11 protein-coding genes are annotated in these 15,925 nt (G+C 38.0%); 5 read left to right on the forward strand and 6 right to left on the reverse strand.

Annotated elements, in window-relative coordinates:
- The first annotated feature begins 502 nt into the window (after window positions 1–502).
- Window positions 503–1,141 carry a GNAT family N-acetyltransferase gene (locus tag ASJ81_RS14925; protein ID WP_095645081.1) on the forward strand — a complete coding sequence of 213 codons (639 nt, stop codon included), beginning with the start codon at window positions 503–505 and terminating at the stop codon, window positions 1,139–1,141.
- A gap of 165 nt (window positions 1,142–1,306) precedes the next feature.
- On the opposite strand, the gene ASJ81_RS14930 is transcribed toward ASJ81_RS14925, so the two are convergent.
- Window positions 1,307–2,587: a right-handed parallel beta-helix repeat-containing protein gene (locus ASJ81_RS14930; protein ID WP_095645082.1), complete on the reverse strand. Its 1,281-nt coding sequence runs from the start codon at window positions 2,585–2,587 to the stop codon at window positions 1,307–1,309.
- A gap of 707 nt (window positions 2,588–3,294) precedes the next feature.
- On the opposite strand from ASJ81_RS14930, the gene ASJ81_RS14940 reads away from it, so the two are divergent.
- On the forward strand, window positions 3,295–3,636 hold the full coding sequence (locus tag ASJ81_RS14940) for a hypothetical protein (protein WP_212556089.1): 342 nt from the start codon (window positions 3,295–3,297) through the stop codon (window positions 3,634–3,636).
- Window positions 3,637–4,044: 408 nt separating this feature from the next.
- Here ASJ81_RS14940 and ASJ81_RS14945 read toward each other — a convergent pair whose 3' ends face one another.
- The 4 genes from ASJ81_RS14945 to ASJ81_RS14975 form a co-directional block, all read right to left on the reverse strand.
- Complete coding sequence (locus tag ASJ81_RS14945) at window positions 4,045–5,199, reverse strand: cation diffusion facilitator family transporter (RefSeq protein ID WP_095645083.1); 1,155 nt, start codon at window positions 5,197–5,199, stop codon at window positions 4,045–4,047.
- Between the two features lie 2,118 nt (window positions 5,200–7,317).
- Window positions 7,318–7,680, reverse strand: coding sequence for a nascent polypeptide-associated complex protein (locus tag ASJ81_RS14965; protein ID WP_048107489.1), 363 nt, complete (start codon window positions 7,678–7,680; stop codon window positions 7,318–7,320).
- A 72-nt stretch (window positions 7,681–7,752) separates the two neighbouring features.
- Window positions 7,753–8,073, reverse strand: a complete 321-nt coding sequence (locus tag ASJ81_RS14970; protein WP_095645086.1) for a HesB/IscA family protein — start codon at window positions 8,071–8,073, stop codon at window positions 7,753–7,755.
- A gap of 287 nt (window positions 8,074–8,360) precedes the next feature.
- Window positions 8,361–9,515 (reverse strand): hypothetical protein, encoded by a 1,155-nt coding sequence (locus ASJ81_RS14975; protein ID WP_095645087.1) that lies wholly within the window; start codon window positions 9,513–9,515, stop codon window positions 8,361–8,363.
- 169 nt (window positions 9,516–9,684) lie between these two features.
- On the opposite strand from ASJ81_RS14975, the gene ASJ81_RS14980 reads away from it, so the two are divergent.
- Both ASJ81_RS14980 and hisI read left to right on the forward strand, forming a co-directional pair.
- The gene (locus ASJ81_RS14980; protein ID WP_095645088.1) at window positions 9,685–11,664 is read left to right on the forward strand and encodes an amylo-alpha-1,6-glucosidase; all 1,980 of its coding nucleotides are present in this window, start codon (window positions 9,685–9,687) and stop codon (window positions 11,662–11,664) included.
- A 90-nt stretch (window positions 11,665–11,754) separates the two neighbouring features.
- Window positions 11,755–12,123 carry a phosphoribosyl-AMP cyclohydrolase gene (hisI, locus tag ASJ81_RS14985; RefSeq protein WP_095645089.1) on the forward strand — a complete coding sequence of 123 codons (369 nt, stop codon included), beginning with the start codon at window positions 11,755–11,757 and terminating at the stop codon, window positions 12,121–12,123.
- Window positions 12,124–12,449: 326 nt separating this feature from the next.
- Here hisI and ASJ81_RS22885 read toward each other — a convergent pair whose 3' ends face one another.
- Window positions 12,450–12,914: a hypothetical protein gene (locus ASJ81_RS22885; RefSeq protein ID WP_095645090.1), complete on the reverse strand. Its 465-nt coding sequence runs from the start codon at window positions 12,912–12,914 to the stop codon at window positions 12,450–12,452.
- A gap of 675 nt (window positions 12,915–13,589) precedes the next feature.
- On the opposite strand from ASJ81_RS22885, the gene ASJ81_RS14995 reads away from it, so the two are divergent.
- Window positions 13,590–15,512 (forward strand): PINc/VapC family ATPase, encoded by a 1,923-nt coding sequence (locus ASJ81_RS14995; RefSeq protein ID WP_095645091.1) that lies wholly within the window; start codon window positions 13,590–13,592, stop codon window positions 15,510–15,512.
- Window positions 15,513–15,925: the final 413 nt, after the last annotated feature.

Raw genomic sequence — 15,925 nt, forward strand, 5'->3', positions numbered from 1 at the left:
TTTTTCACCAGTGTTTCTTATTCTCTGTGACTTCCGGCAAAAACCTTGTATTTAACTTGCTATTTTCTTGAATTAAGCTCTGGATATGACAGTTTCTATATAATTTCATTAAGTAACTGTCACAAAACAGATTAGGCAAACTTTTCATAAAGTTAATTTTTAATTGGTGATAATGATCTTGAAAATCAAGGCATCCAATCGAAACTTATACATAGTTTGTTCTGTGACGACTCCTAAGCTTCATGATCTAGTCATCCTATGCAACTGCAAAAGGTCTATATTACGTAGTATACAGCTGTTTTCGTAAACTCACATGATTTTCGCTTGAATAGAGATGTGATTGGAGACTATTTTTTGAGATAAAAAAATACAATAAGTTTAGGCAAAGACTACTGCATTTAAATGATCTACTGCCCAATATACTGATATTTAATATCATTGAATTGCTGTAATTAACATTAATCAGATACTTATACCGAATAAAACAAAAAAGGAATTAATCATGGATTTTACAATTCGCAATGAAAAAGCAGAGGACTTCAATCAAGTCGAAAACTTGACAAGAGAAGCATTTTGGAACCTCTATGTGCCTGGCTGTAACGAGCATTATTTAGTACATATTATGAGAAATCATCCTGATTTTATTAAGAAACTTGATTTTGTTGCAGAATATAATGGTGAAATAATTGGTAACATTATGTACACCAAAGCCTGGTTGTATTCGGAAGATGAAATTAAGATAGAAATTGCGAGTTTTGGCCCCATAAGTGTGTTACCGAAATATCAGCGGAAAGGTGTAGGCAGTGCATTAATTCGTCAAACAATTAACATTGCCAAAAACGATGGAATAGGTGTGATTGTTATATTCGGGGACCCCCATAACTATTGCAAGCATGGTTTTAAAAGCAGTAAAGATTTCAATATTAGCGACATGAATGGTGAATATCCTTACGGAATGCTTGCTTTAGAATTAAAGGAAGGAACTGTTAGAGGACATAATTGGAAGTATAAATATAGTCCGGTATTAGAAATTAATGAAGCTGATGCAGAAAAGTATGACAAAAAATTTGAATATAAAGAAAAAGGATACACGCCCTCTCAGGAGATATTCTCAATTGCAGTAAGATCATACCTGAAGTAACACTCATATAAAAGTAACATTTATCTAACAGTATAATTCATCTAACAATCGCTTCCCCATCAAACGCAAAAAACAAAAAACATAGAGATGAGACGGTCTATAGGATTCAGAGAAGCGATTTTGAGTTTTGGGATCATCTCCATATTTACATACTTCATATTGTGTTCAGTTAAAAACTTTACAATACAATATGCTGTATATTATTGCCATTAGTCGTAACCTGATGGTTGTAGTAAGTGGAATAGAGCCCAATTCCGTTGGTTTTACAAACTTACATGTCCATGTTGAGCCTGTCCAGGTCCAACCTGAAAAAGTCTGGTGAGTTTCAGGATCTCTAAAATAGGCATTAGAAATACCTGTTTGATATGCATCCCCGTTTTCATTATTGTAAAAAGAATTGTTAGTTACAGAAAGGTTTGCTCCTGCAAGATCAGCAATCGCATAGCCTGTTGCCGTCTGAGAAATTGAAGTATGTTGAACTGTATTTGTAAAAACATTATCTTTTATTACTGTGCCTTGTCCTCCGGCTTGATTTCTAAAGGCGTTGTTTTTCACCCCGTCAAAAACATTGTTATAAATCCGAGTACCCTGGAATCCATCGTTAACTATGCCTCCTATAGATGGAATATTATAACTCTGTCCGATTTCATAGAATAAATTGTGATGAATCAGAACCTTTTGAATGTTTGAGACTCCCGAATCATAGGCAACTAACCAGATACCTTTTCCCCATGTTCTATTAAGGACATTATTATAGATCTCCACATTACCTACAGAACCTTTGGAATCTTCGATCTGAATGCCAGGATCACCTCCACCGGCATCCAATTGCGCATCTATAACATTGTCATGGAACCTGACATTTGCAGAGTTCCAAATCCTGAGACCACTGTTTGTTCTTGTAGTTATTCGATTATTGAAACATTCAATATACTGACTCTCAATGCCAAAGAAGCCTTCATGTCCGAGTCTGTAAACAAGATTATTATGAAACTTAATGTTTTCACATCTTTTGGTTCTCAGGCCATCTCCTAAACTATCATGGAAAGTGCAGTTATAAACCTGTAAATTATCGCAATCGACTACATGGATGCAGTTATAATAACCTGCACCATGCGGGGTTTCTAAATTTCCGTTGCTGTTTGCATTAATTTCCAAATTTCGAATTGTGACATTTTGGACACTATTTCCTGAGATTAGTGGTTTCCATGCAGGCCATCCAGCGTGATCCGGAATTGTAATCACAGTTCCGGGTTCACCTTCTAAAATAGTGTTAGATTGAAGAATTATTGAATCTGTTAAAGTATAAGTTCCGGCAGGAAGGTGAATTATACCTCCTTGCTGAAGCTCCTGGTTAATGTCATTTTGATTTACTGCTCCAGCTATTCCAGGTGACAGTAACATAAATAAAATGATAGAGAAAATGATAGCAGAAAATGTTTTCATTTTTTAGGTCCCTAAGATATGTTATGAGATGAGTAGACAAAACAACGAAGTAATCCAACAAAGAATTATAACAGCTACAAATTATTATAGTAATTATTTAAACAATTCCATTATGTTGATTAACAAATTAAGTATGTTGTTGATTAACAAATTAAATATGATGTTTATTAGCAACTTAAACATGATATTTCCGCTTTAGTGCAAAAAATCTGGCTTTATTGAAAAGTCAGAGTAAACCTTTCACAATAGGAAAGTTAATCATTCTCATTAACTCAGATTATAAAATCACATCTTCTTACACTTCAGCCGTTTCTTCAGCCATTTCTTTAGCCATTTAATTTATATCAGCACTTTTGTTTTTTAAACCATGTTTAGCCTTGATAATATTCAAAATTCGATTAGTGCGCTCATCAATATCTGTAATCGCTGAACCATATACTATATTAACTGCGGTCTCACAATTTGATATATGACTTTTCGAGATTTACTATTTTACAAGATTTTCACTATCCAGTCTTTAGATAAAAGATAAAATCAAATTATGGGCGGCCATTCCACCCTAAACAGGCTGTCCGACAATTACTATTAGTAATAAAATAAAATCGTCTACTGGTAGGTTGGAACTTTTTTCGTTACGGAAAGACATCACCATCAAACTTTTGCAATATCTTTATATACATTGTAAGGATTTTAGGATAGTGATCATTATGACAGACAAAGTCGGATATGTTTCCCTCCATAACGGAGGTGGGTTCGTTGTCAAGATGGAGTTTAAATACACATCGGACGGCGTTAATTGGAAGAAATCAGAACAAACAGACGGTATCACACTCGGCAAAACGAAAAAAGTTGACCCAGGGGATTTAGGCGTTCCAAATGGTTCAACCATCATATTGAAAGCCATTGTTGTTGCGGGCAAAGACAACGAAGCTAAGCAGCAATTTATATATGAGAAAGGCAACCCGGCAACCGCAGAATACACCATTACGGGAACCACGTTGAATAATACACTTGGTTTAATTGGAATCCAACAAGTAGCTGTCCACTAATTCCAAAGGAATTCGGATTCTCAAACCTGTCATAAGAGGGTACTGGATCTCTTCGCCGGCTGCTCTCGATGAAAGGCAGTTTGTGTTTATCCTGAAATGATTTCGCAGATCCAAAGCCGTTTGAAAGTCCAATATAACGCAATAGAAGAAAAATTAAAAAAGCGAAATAGTTTTGGGATAAAACAACTTTTCAAAATTTATGATTTTACAGAATTATCGCTACAACACCCAATCAATTGAGATAAAGGGCAAAATAGGTATTTGAAGAAATTGACGCATTTTTTACTTGAAAATAGCCTGAAGGTTCCGGCAAGTTCACCAGAACCTAATGACGAAATTAATGCAGTCCCTTAGAAGGATAAGACTTTTACAATAAAGTGCCACCCATAACTAAAATCTCATAGGACCTTATTGGGAACAGGCATTTGAAACCTGCTTCTGTTTTCCATGCAGAATTTCCGAATTATCAGACCCGTAGTGGCAGCACTCTCCTGAGGCCGTGAGAGGATCAACATGGATAATGGTGCCGGAAAGGTAAGAGAAGTTTTCAAGAAGTTTTTCTCTTATAGAATTAGCGATTTCATGTCCTTCCTCAACTGAAAGAGAAGGCGAAACTGAAGCATTGATCTCTGCATGTAGACGGTGCCCTATCCAGCGTACTCTAAGGTCGGTTACTTCACAGACACCCTCTACACTTTCAGTAATGTTCTTTACATTATCAAAAACTTCAGGCTCAACGCCATCAAGAAGGCGAGTAAACACGAGCTTACTCGAGTCAACGACTATTTTGAGAATACTGATTGTGATTAACATTCCAATTAGAGGGTCAATGATAGGATATCCAAGCCAGATACCGATGGCTCCGATAAGGACCGCAAGGCTGGTAAAACCGTCTATTCGGGCATGATATCCATCTGCAATAAGGGCTGCACTTCCGATTTCCTTTCCAACTTTCATCCTGAACTGGGCCACAACCTCGTTTCCGACACAGCCTATAATTGCGGCAATAACTACAGCCTGCAAATGTTCTACAGGCTGAGGGTTCAAGAAGCGGTTTACAGACTCATAACCTGCAACAGCCGCACTGAAAAGAATAAGGAAAACGATGACTATACCTGCAAGATCCTCTACCCTCCCGTATCCATAGGAAAAGCGTTTGCTTGGTTTTCTTCTGGCCAGGGAAAAAGCTATTGCAAGAGGAATTGCAGTTGATGCGTCCCCGAAGTTATGGATAGTATCGGCAAGAAGGGCAACACTTCCTGAAATAAAAACTATGAAAATCTGCAAAATGGCTGTGATCATCAGCCCTATAAACGACCATTTTACTGCCCAGAGCCCTTTATTAGTAGCAAGTATGGAAGGGTCCACAGTCCCATGAGTGTGGCTGTGCCCGTGAGAGTGTTTATGAGAGTGTACCTGGGAATGAGTACAGGAGTGGCCATGAGAATGAACGTGAAAACGACGGAGGAAACTGAGAAGTCCACTCTTTTGAGTGTTCTCATACGGCTGTTCGGAACCGTTTTCCTTTTCCTGAGAATGAAAATTGAAATTCTTTTCGGACATAATGACACCTTGATTAGTATTCTATTTTGAACCTATCCCAAACCCCACTTTACTCATGATTATTAAAAATTTTCAGTATTGATCTTTAAAGATGAGAAGCTCAATTAGCTACTGGGAAACTAGGCAATTAAGAGACTAGATAAATAAGAGATTAGACAGATAAGAGACTAGACAAATAAGAGACTAGACAAATAAGAGACTAGACAAATAAGAGACTAGACAAATAAGAGACTAGACAAATAAGAGACTAGACAAATAAGAGACTAGACAAATAAGAGACTAGACAAATAAGAGACTAGGTTACTGAAAGATTAAACTTGAAGATCAAACTTTGATTTAAGGGATAAGCTCATCAAACAAACTTGGAGACGCTTTTATAAATAGGTATTTATCTTTAGAAAATATTTTTTTATGCAGGGATTCATACGTTTTTCTGGATAAATGCCATAGAAAGGGACTTTTAGTCCAGAGCAGTTCATACCTTATTTTTCTGTAAGAAACAAAAAACTGGAGATTTATTACTAAAAATTAGGGTTAAAACAGTTTTCTAGATTGATAACTAGCTGCTATATAGGGTTTTGTAAGGACTTGCAAGTTTATAAAATATTTTAGTTTTTAATATGTGGACTAAATTAGAATTATTTAATAAGTTTTGAAATTTTGTTATTACAAATCCTTACAACGTGATATAAAACTATGAGACATTTAGAAAATTAATTCCAAAAATGAAAATAAAAAAGGATGAATTTACCCTTGTATATGAGTAAATATGAAAAATAGATTCCTGAAAATATGAAAAATATAAGGGCAAACTGAGAATAAACCTCACGTTATGCTTATACATCAGTTTTAGTGAAATTCGATTTTTTTCTCCCTGAGACAGGAACCTTTATATCTATCTATTTCTACAAAAACCGGCAGACTTCAATAGGTCTCTAGAAAGTATTCTAATGAATTCTATAGGAAAGTAATACTTCTATTTTTATATTTATGTTATCTCTGAAGCTAAGATATGTTACCCAAATCCATATCCTTACTTAGTTTTCGAGTTTAGTTAGAGATGGGAAAAATTCATTCCTCTATAGCAAACAGACATGCAATAAGCTGGTGTTCGTCCCGGGATTGAACACTCCCGGGAGACGTGCACCAGGATTAAAAAAGATCAAATTCTAAAGAGCAGATTATAAAATGAAATTAAGTTCGGAGGAATTAGACGATTCAAGGAAAATCAATAGCAAGAACACCTGAAATAATATGGACTCTTGATATTAATCAAGATGGGAAATCTTATGAGGAAAATTATATGCTCCTGTTTCCCAGGTATGTTAGTGCAATTGACGAAGAATGAAAATTGGCAGCCTTAAAAATAAAATTAAAAAACACAATCCGGTTCCAAATATCTATCAAATACGACTTGAGGGTAAATACTCTTGAGTAAACCTCCAAAAACATGTAATTGATAAAAAACTCTAAAAATCACGTAAAAAACCATGTAATACCTTACCAAATGTCGCTCGAGGGTACAAATTCTCGAGCAAACCTCCAAAACAGTTGGCCCGCAACCGTTGACCCGCAACCGTTGCGCCGGTTGATCACGCCTATAGGGTTTGGGGATAAGTTTTTCAAATCCAAACGTTATCTCGTTTTCGATCAAAGCTTTTCTGAAAAGGTATACGCTCAAGCCTTTTTTGAAAAGGCTTGTGATCACGCTGTTACTAGGGATTTTTGATCAAACTTTTTTTAAAAAGGGTTGTGATCACACTGTTACTAGGGATTTTTGATCAAACTTTTTTTAAAAAAGTTTGCGCTCAAGCATTTTTTAAAAAGGGTTGTGATCATGTTGGCCACGTCGTTTTTGATTAAATCGGTTCTGAAAATATTTGTGGGCAATTTTTTTAAAATTGTGATTATTACTGCTGAGTGATCCGAAACAAATTTTGGAAAATAGGTCCCGAATGAATTGAAAATCAGTTTCTCCACATAATTTGGCCCTCTTGAACGAGCAAAATGAGCGAAAAGGGCTCTGTTCCAGAAACGAAACTCAGGCGGCTGAACTCTGGTGGACAATAGTTACGAAATTTACGGCAAAGTAACTTATAAAATCCATGAAAAAAGGAGTCAGGCAGAAGAAAGTGCCACAATGGCTTCTGCCAGATCTCCATTCGAACTCTGCAGGGCTTTCCGGGCTTCATCTTCAGAAACACCGGTCTGCTCCATTACGAGTTTTATATCTTCAGCAGGAATCTCCAGTTCTTTCGGGACTTCTTTTACGTCACCTACGATCTGGTATGTTTCCGAACCCTGGACTTTCATGATAGTGACATTTGCGTTCTCTATAATGATATTAGAGTCCGCAGTCTTTATGACTACTTCCTGAACATCCTTAAGTTCTTTAACGTCAATTCCCATCTGTTTCATCATCTGCTTCATTTTAGCCGGGTTCATTCCCCGGCCCCCTACCCCTCCCATTCCTGGGAACATAGACTTGTTTCTCCTTTGTTTTATTTTATTTTTCAGGTTTGGGTTCGATAACTCAGCGCGATTTTACTTTATTTAATGGCATCCGCCACAGGTACCGCATCCACCGCCGGCACTTGGATTACGGATAAGGAATCCTTTTCCGTTTTCGTCCTCAACAAAGTCAATACTGCCCTCAGAGAAGCTTCTTTCGATATCTTTTGCCATAACGAGTTTAATCCCGTTACTTTCCATAGTCACATCCTCTTCACTAAGTTCATCGTCAAAGGCTAAGCCATACTGAACTCCACTGCAGGCAACCCCGGCAACAAAAATTCTGAGAGCAAGCTCAGGTTTCTCTTCCTGCTCAATCAGTGTTTTCAATTCTTCAGCAGCTCTGTCTGTTACTTCTATCATTTACGCACCTCTTTTTATGTTTCATATTTATGAAATATTTATGGGTTTTATTTCCTATAAGATGCCATCCGTTACAGCTGAAAGATAATTTCCAAACATTATATACTCTTTCATCGAACAAATATAATGCTTATAGTAAAATTGCGCTTTTTCCTGAAAGACTTTTTCACAGGAATCTGGAAGGATAAGATCCGGATTCTTTTTCAAGAAATCCTGTTCTGCCAGTATATAAAAATATATTTTCTATATTATATATTTTTCTTCCAATACTTTTTCAGGTTTTCGATTCATAGAAATTCGGCATCTTCATCAACAGGCTCCTCAAGAACCTTTGCATTATAAGCATTGATCTCCAGAGAGTTACGTTTCCCTTTAACTTCCCAGACAGGGATATACACAAGCTCGATATCGAGCTGTATCTCATCAGACCTGGGACCGATACTCCTGTGCTCATATATAACGGCCTGTCCTTCCGTATTGTTAAAACGTATCTCGCGTGTATTCTCCTCTTTAATAAAGTCCAGAAGAATCTTTTCTGCCTGTTTTTTATCTACAATTGGTCTTTTTAACTCATACTGCACGGCAGGAACCTTCGTAGGTGTACTAAGCCCTTCAATTTCCATCTCTTCCTTTGACTTATTTAGAGCGTTAAGAAGACCATTTCCCTTTCCGACAATACTTAGAACTTTTGACCTGAAGCGTTTTTCCGCTTCAACATTGTATTTATACTTCCAGAAAGGTACAAACTTTAAAATTGCATCCTTTGGGTTAATCAGATAGGGTTTTGCGATAATAATAGCCTGGTTTTTAGAAATCCTTGGCTCTATCGACCGTATATTCACCATTTCGTACGATTCGGTTTCTGGGACCTCAACCTGTTCCTGCTTCCTTAAGTTTTTTCTTTCCTCAAATCTCCGTGTCAGAGATTGATTTTCGATAGAATTTTTTTTGGCCTCTGACTGCTGTTCCTGAATAGGCAAAAGATCTCCGTCAAAGTCGGACTCCCCTATGGACCCTTCTTTTAACTTCCAGTTTTCGACAGGTAATTCGAAAATTGTTTGCTTGTACTGATCTCGTACTTCACTTGATATTTGGCTCTCGTGTTCAGAATACGAAGTATTTGCTTTCTGTTCAAGATTTACAAGAACCGCTCTTCCGATTTGAAGAGCCAGCTCATCCCTGTCCCAAATATAGATCCCAAATTCAGTTGCATAACTGATTAATTCTTCGGGCCCTTTCCGGGTCATTACATAGATTCCTGTACAGTCCCCTATCTTTTCTGAAAAGGCTTTTATATCCTCGCAATCTGGCTCCAGGGCATATCTAACATAAGCCTTATGCCTGTTTTTTTCCACAAAAATGTCAAACTGGCTGGATATTGTGGTATTATATCCAGAGGATTTGAAAATATCAACAAGGATTTCTAAAAGGTCTTGCTTCATGATTCTCACTTTCTTATATCCTGCACAGCTAAAATAGTTTATGATTACATTTGGAACTTAATAACTTGATATTTTTACTATAATCTGGCTTTTTTCCGTCTTAGATTTTCTCAACTTTTATCTCCAGGGATACAAATATTTAATAAATTAACTCCTAACCAGATATATTATGAGTGGAATCAAGTTTGGAGCGGATTCCTTTTCCACATACGAGGAAGGGATAAAGAAAGAGTGGATTGTAGGAAACGGACTCGGGGGTTATGCCTCATCTACGGTAATAGGGGCAAATACAAGAACCTATCATGGACTGCTTGTGGCATCTCCGGAAAAATCCCCTGGAAGATTTGTGTTGCTTTCTTCCCTTGATGAAGAAATTTCGATTAACGAAGAAGTTTATAGGCTTGCAACCCATAAGTATCCTGATACTGTTTTTCCGTCAGGCTTCAATTACATCTCCAAGTTCATCCTTGTTCCTTTTCCTCTCTGGGTCTACCAGTTCGGCGATTTTACCATAAAGAAAAAGATTTTCATGATTCACAACAGCAACACAACCTGCATTCTCTATAACATCAGATCTAGAAGAGAAGGAGCTCTGCTAAGAATCTTTCCGCTGGTGAATTCCAGAAATTTCCATTACACTGTTCGCTCAGGAGAACTTTCTTTCACTCAGAAAACCAATCCTGCAGGAGTAAAATTGGAAAGCTCCAACGGCTGTACCTTCTCGCTTTCATCAAATCTCAGTTATCACTCTGATCCTAAATGGTACTATAATTTTGAGTATGATATTGAGAAGAAGAGAGGACTTAACTTCCAGGAAGACAATTTCAATCCGGGTTACTTTGAAAGCAAACTCAAACTGGGTACCTCTCACTTTTTCATAGCTGCTTCAACCGAAGATGTTTCTTCTCTAACGCTCGAACAGGTTGAGGAATTCTATACAAGGGAAACATATCGACAAAACCTTCTCGCCTTTAATTCGAGACTTACCGAACCCTTTGCTCTTAAACTTCTCAGAGCAACGGACCCTTTTATAGTGAAGAATCCTTCTTCAGGTGAAAGTACGGTGATTGCAGGGTATCACTGGTTTTCGGATTGGGGGCGAGACACCATGATCTCTATGCCTGGTCTGCTTTTAATTCCCCGTCGTTTTGAAGAAGCAAAATACATTCTTAAAAACTTTTCCAGGCATTGTAAGAGAGGCCTGATCCCTAATGCTTTCCTGGCACTCGGAGGAGAACCAATTTATAACACTGTAGACGCTTCTCTCTGGTTTATTCACACTGTGGGCCGATATTTCGCATATACGAAAGATTTTCTTTTTCTCTCTGACGTCTGGGATACCCTGGAGGAGATCATAGAGAATTACCGTAAAGGTACGGACTTTGGGATAGGTATGGACTCCGATTATCTTATCCAGCAGGGGCCTCAGCTAACCTGGATGGATGCTAAAATTGGGGAACAAGCATTGACACCTAGGGCAGGTAAAGCCTGCGAAATCAATGCTCTCTGGTATAATGCCCTGAAAACAGCTTCCAGTCTGGGCACTCATCTAGGAAAAAATACTTCTACATATGAAACTCTTGCAGCTGGTGTAGCTTCAAATTATGAGAATGTCTTCTGGAATCCGGAGACCAATTGCCTCTTTGACCTCGTGTATAAAGGCGAAGAAGGATATGAGGTTAAAGACCCGGCAATCCGCCCCAATCAAATCTTCGCAGTGGCTCTGCCTTATGCAATTCTTTCCCCTGAAAAAGAAAAAGCAATCGTAGACAGAGTTGAAAAAGATCTCCTGACTCCTTTTGGACTTAGAACACTTTCGAGTGATAACCCGTTATATAAAGGACATTATTGCGGAGATTCAGTAACCCGGGATGCAGCTTATCACAATGGAACAGCGTGGCCCTGGCTCCTTGGAGCGTATGTGAAAGCTTACCGGAAAGTCCATAATTATTCAAAAGAAAGTCTTGAAGATATGCGTGCTCTCCTGCAGAATTTTGATATTCACCTTGAAACTGCAGGTATAGGCACAATTTCCGAATTATTTGATGGCGATTATCCTTACACTCCAGGGGGCTGCATTGCTCAGGCCTGGAGCGTTGCTGAAATTCTCAGAGCATATGTCGAGGATGTACTTGGTATCAAACCCTGAAGAAAAGAGTCAGGTTTAGTTTCTTCTCTCTTGGGTCACTTAAGATCTAATGCCCTCTCCTTTTTATACTTGTTTTGCAATCTATCCCCCATGATTGATTTTGATGCTTTGAAATCTGAAAATGGTCTTATCCTTGCTGTGGTTCAGGACCAGCTTAGCAGGGAGGTACTAATGTGCGCCTATATGAATCGGGAAGCTCTTGAAAAGACTGTCAAGACCGGAATCGTACACTTCTGGAGCAGGAGCAGACAGCAGTTATGGAAAAAAGGAGAGACATCAGGGCATGTACAGAAAGTAAAAGAAATCAGAGTTGACTGTGACATGGATTCTCTCCTTCTGCTCGTGGAACAGGTTGGGGGAGCCTGTCATATGGGGTACAGATCCTGTTTTTATCGGAATCTTGATGGAGAGATTGTGGGAGAAAAAGTCTTTGAGCCTGATGATGTGTATAAACCTTAAAATTTAAAAAAATTAAAATTTAAGAAATATAAGATATCTGTTTCTCTTTTCATTTTTATATAGGACTTACGCGGTTAAACCCAAAAAAGTGGCACGGAACCTTAAACTGCACTTCATATAATACTTAATACAGAGCTGCTTTATACTTTAGTTCATTTACTGCGTAAGTCCTATCAATTTGCATACAGTCCCTATCAAGAGAGGCTCCAATGTTTTTAGAGTCTCATTGTCTCTGCAGTCCGATGTGCAGTATACGAATGGATCGTTACTGGTATAAATTTGTCTACAGCGAAGTCCATGGTTAGACTTGTCAACAATTAACAGTCTCAACAGTCATCCCAATTGTTACCGAAACAGCAATTACCACAATTACCTCCCCGGACGGTGCAGAACCAGTAACTCTCTGTGAATCCTAACAGATTTTTGTCTAGCTTTTCATAACATACCTTTCGATCAAATACCCTTTCTCTAACTGCTTGTTTAACCACCTTTTCTTTTGCTACTTTTTCAACAGCTTTTTCTTTTACTACTTTTTTAGCAGCCTTTTCTTTTACTACTTTTTTAGCAGCCTTTTCTTTTACTACTTTTTTAGCAGCCTTTTCTTTTACTACCTCTTTAACAGGCTTTTCTTTAGCTTCTTTAACCTCCTCTTTAGCTACCACCTTACATTTTCCGTCACTAGTCTTTGAGTACCATGCACTTGCTGATGCAGCTGTCAATGATACTACCAAAAAGACAGCCAACAAAATAAAGACTGTCTTCTTTATTTTGTTAAATCTTTGTTCCCTCATCTATATCATCTCCATCGTTCTGCTAAGTCCGATACAATACCGATTCCACTGGTTGCTAAATTCACTATTTACGGGCAAATATGATTAGTTTAAAAATCAATAATCTGAGTATGTTTTTGGAAGACTAAGTGATTAGTAAACTATATTGCTCCATTATTTGCCGATAAAAGTGATTTTTTATTGTATCGTTAGTTTATTATTATCCAGCAGATATAATAATTAGAGAAATATAAATTAGAAACCAATATTAATTGAAAATGGTCTTTTTGTATTCGAAATTGCATTAAATATTTGTTAAATTATTATATTTATCAAAAAAATGATTTTAAAAATTTAAACCTTTATATTATTGCAAATATTTATCATAAAATTTATTTTTTTTATAATTTAAAAAAATTTATTGTTATTTAATTTGATACTTATTTATTTATTGCATAATATGTTATTATTTAGACTTTATATTTAATATAAATTTTAACTGGTTAATTTGAGTTTATACCTGAACAGATTACTAGTCCTGAGTATAGTAATAACAATATAAGAATCAGCTTCATATTTACAAAGTTTCTTTATGCAGAAAGAATACCAATTATAAACACCACTTTCTGGCTTCGTTCTTCTAAATAAAAGTGCCAGAAGTTTTATTATATACTTCTCGGCTCTATATCCATTTATATGGCTGATGAGAAGCGGATATGGAGAATCGTTCCGGACACAAGCGTGATTATTGACGGAAGGCTTTCGTCCCGCATTAGAAGCGGGGATTTCAGGGGTGCTGAGATCATTATTCCCGAAGCTGTGGTCTCGGAACTTGAAACCCAGGCAAACAAGGGCAGGGAAATAGGATTTAAAGGGCTTGAAGAGCTTCTGGAACTTCGCAAGCTGGCAGAGAGGGACGAAATCCTTCTTCAATTCAGTGGGGTTCAGCCCACTCTTGAGGAGATCAAGCTCTCTAAAGAGGGCAGGGTAGATGCTCTTATCCGAAGCACGGCTACTGAGGTTGGAGGGCTATTTTTAAGTGAGGACAGGGTACAGTCTCTGATAGCTAAAGCAAAAGGGCTTGATGTCGAGTACATGCATCCTAAAGTCCTGGAACCATCCGAACTTCCGCCTCTCAAAGTAGAGCGTTTTTTCACGGAAGATACGATGTCCGTACATCTCAAAAATGGAGTTTCCCCTATGGCCAAGAAGGGACCTGTAGGGGATATACATTACGTAAAAATCCGCGATGAGCCTGCTACTTCTGCGGAGCTTTCAAGTATCTCGAGAGAACTTATTGAAAGGGCAAGATTGGACCCCGAATCTTTTATCGAGATGTCTTCAAGCGGAGCTACAGTCCTGCAAATCCGGAATATGAGAATTGCGATTGCTCACCCGCCTTTTTCCGATGACATGGAAATTACAGTTGTAAGGCCAACCGTAATTGTGGATCTTGAGCACTACCGGCTGAGTGATAAGCTCAAAGAACGAATTGTAAGCCAGCGTGGTATTCTTATTGCCGGCCCTCCGGGAGCTGGAAAGTCTACTTTTGCTGCCGGAGTTGCCCGATACCTGAATGACCGCGGACAAGTAGTTAAAACAATGGAGTCCCCAAGAGACCTTCAGGTGCCTCCTGAAATCACCCAGTATTCACCTTTGAATGGCAGGATGGAAGATACTGCAGACCTTCTGCTCCTGGTCAGGCCGGATTATACGATTTATGATGAAGTCCGAAAGACCGGCGATTTCCTGATTTTTGCGGATATGCGGCTTGCAGGCGTGGGAATGATCGGAGTAGTACATGCAACCAGGGCAGTTGACGCAATTCAACGCCTGATCGGAAGGGTTGAACTGGGTGTAATCCCCCAGGTAGTAGATACTGTTATTTTCATTGATAAAGGAGAAGTGGCAAAAGTTCTGGTACTTGAGTTTACTGTCAAAGTTCCTCATGGAATGACCGAACAGGATCTGGCAAGACCGGTAATCGTTATTGCCGATTTTGAGACCCGAAAAATCGAATATGAGATCTATACCTATGGGGAACAGGTTGTTGTTATGCCAGTAGGGCCTCCTACAGAACTTAGGAAACCTGCCTGGAAGCTTGCGGAAGAAGAGATCAGAAACGTTATTAGCAGGTACGCCTCAGGTCCGATTGAGGTTGAAGTGACTTCAGACGATAGTGCAATTGTAAAGGTTCGGGAAGACGAGGTGCGAAAAGTCATTGGCAAAGGTGGGAATGTTATTGACCGGATCGAAAATGTCCTTGGTCTACATATTGACGTAAGAGAAATGGAATTCGAAACCCAAAGAGCTGCAAAAGATCGGAAGTACGGAGCTGAAAGCAGAACTCTCCGAGAGAAACGGAGGACAACGAGCTTTGAGGAGGAAAACAGTGTTTCTTCTGTCCATCCTTTCATAGAAAAAGATAAAAAACACCTTATTCTTGGGGCGTCGGAACTTGCAGGAAAGGATGTGGAAATTTATCTTGAAGACCAGTATCTGTTCAGTGCAACCGTAAGCCGGCATGGAGATGTAAAACTAAGGGCAAACTCGGATCTTGCATCTGAGATTCTGGAAGCTCAGGACAGGGGAGAAACGATTGAGATCAGACTGATCTAAACTTTCTTTATTTATTACTTTTCTTTATTTATTATTTTTATATATTTTTTGCGGGTCGTGAATTAGTAGATGGTTGATATTTTGCGTTTAGTATTTTTGCTCATTCACATCTGTTTTCTAAGCTTACCTGCTTACAGAAAACTGAGCATACACAATACAGAAAACTGAGCATACACAATACAGAAAACTGAGCATACACAATACAGAAAACTGAGCATACACAATACAGAAAATGAGAGCGAAAAGCGAATGTGTGGGTACTCTGGAAAATATCAACTGATTATTGAGAGACTACAGTACTTTTTAATTTCTCTGTTTTATTCCTTTCGAGCTACTTTTCCCTTTTTTACGTTATATTCTAGTGCTTAGATTTTGATGTTAATCCATAAAACAGATATATTGATTGTTCAATA

This window comes from Methanosarcina spelaei (genome assembly GCF_002287235.1).
GTDB lineage: Archaea > Halobacteriota > Methanosarcinia > Methanosarcinales > Methanosarcinaceae > Methanosarcina > Methanosarcina spelaei.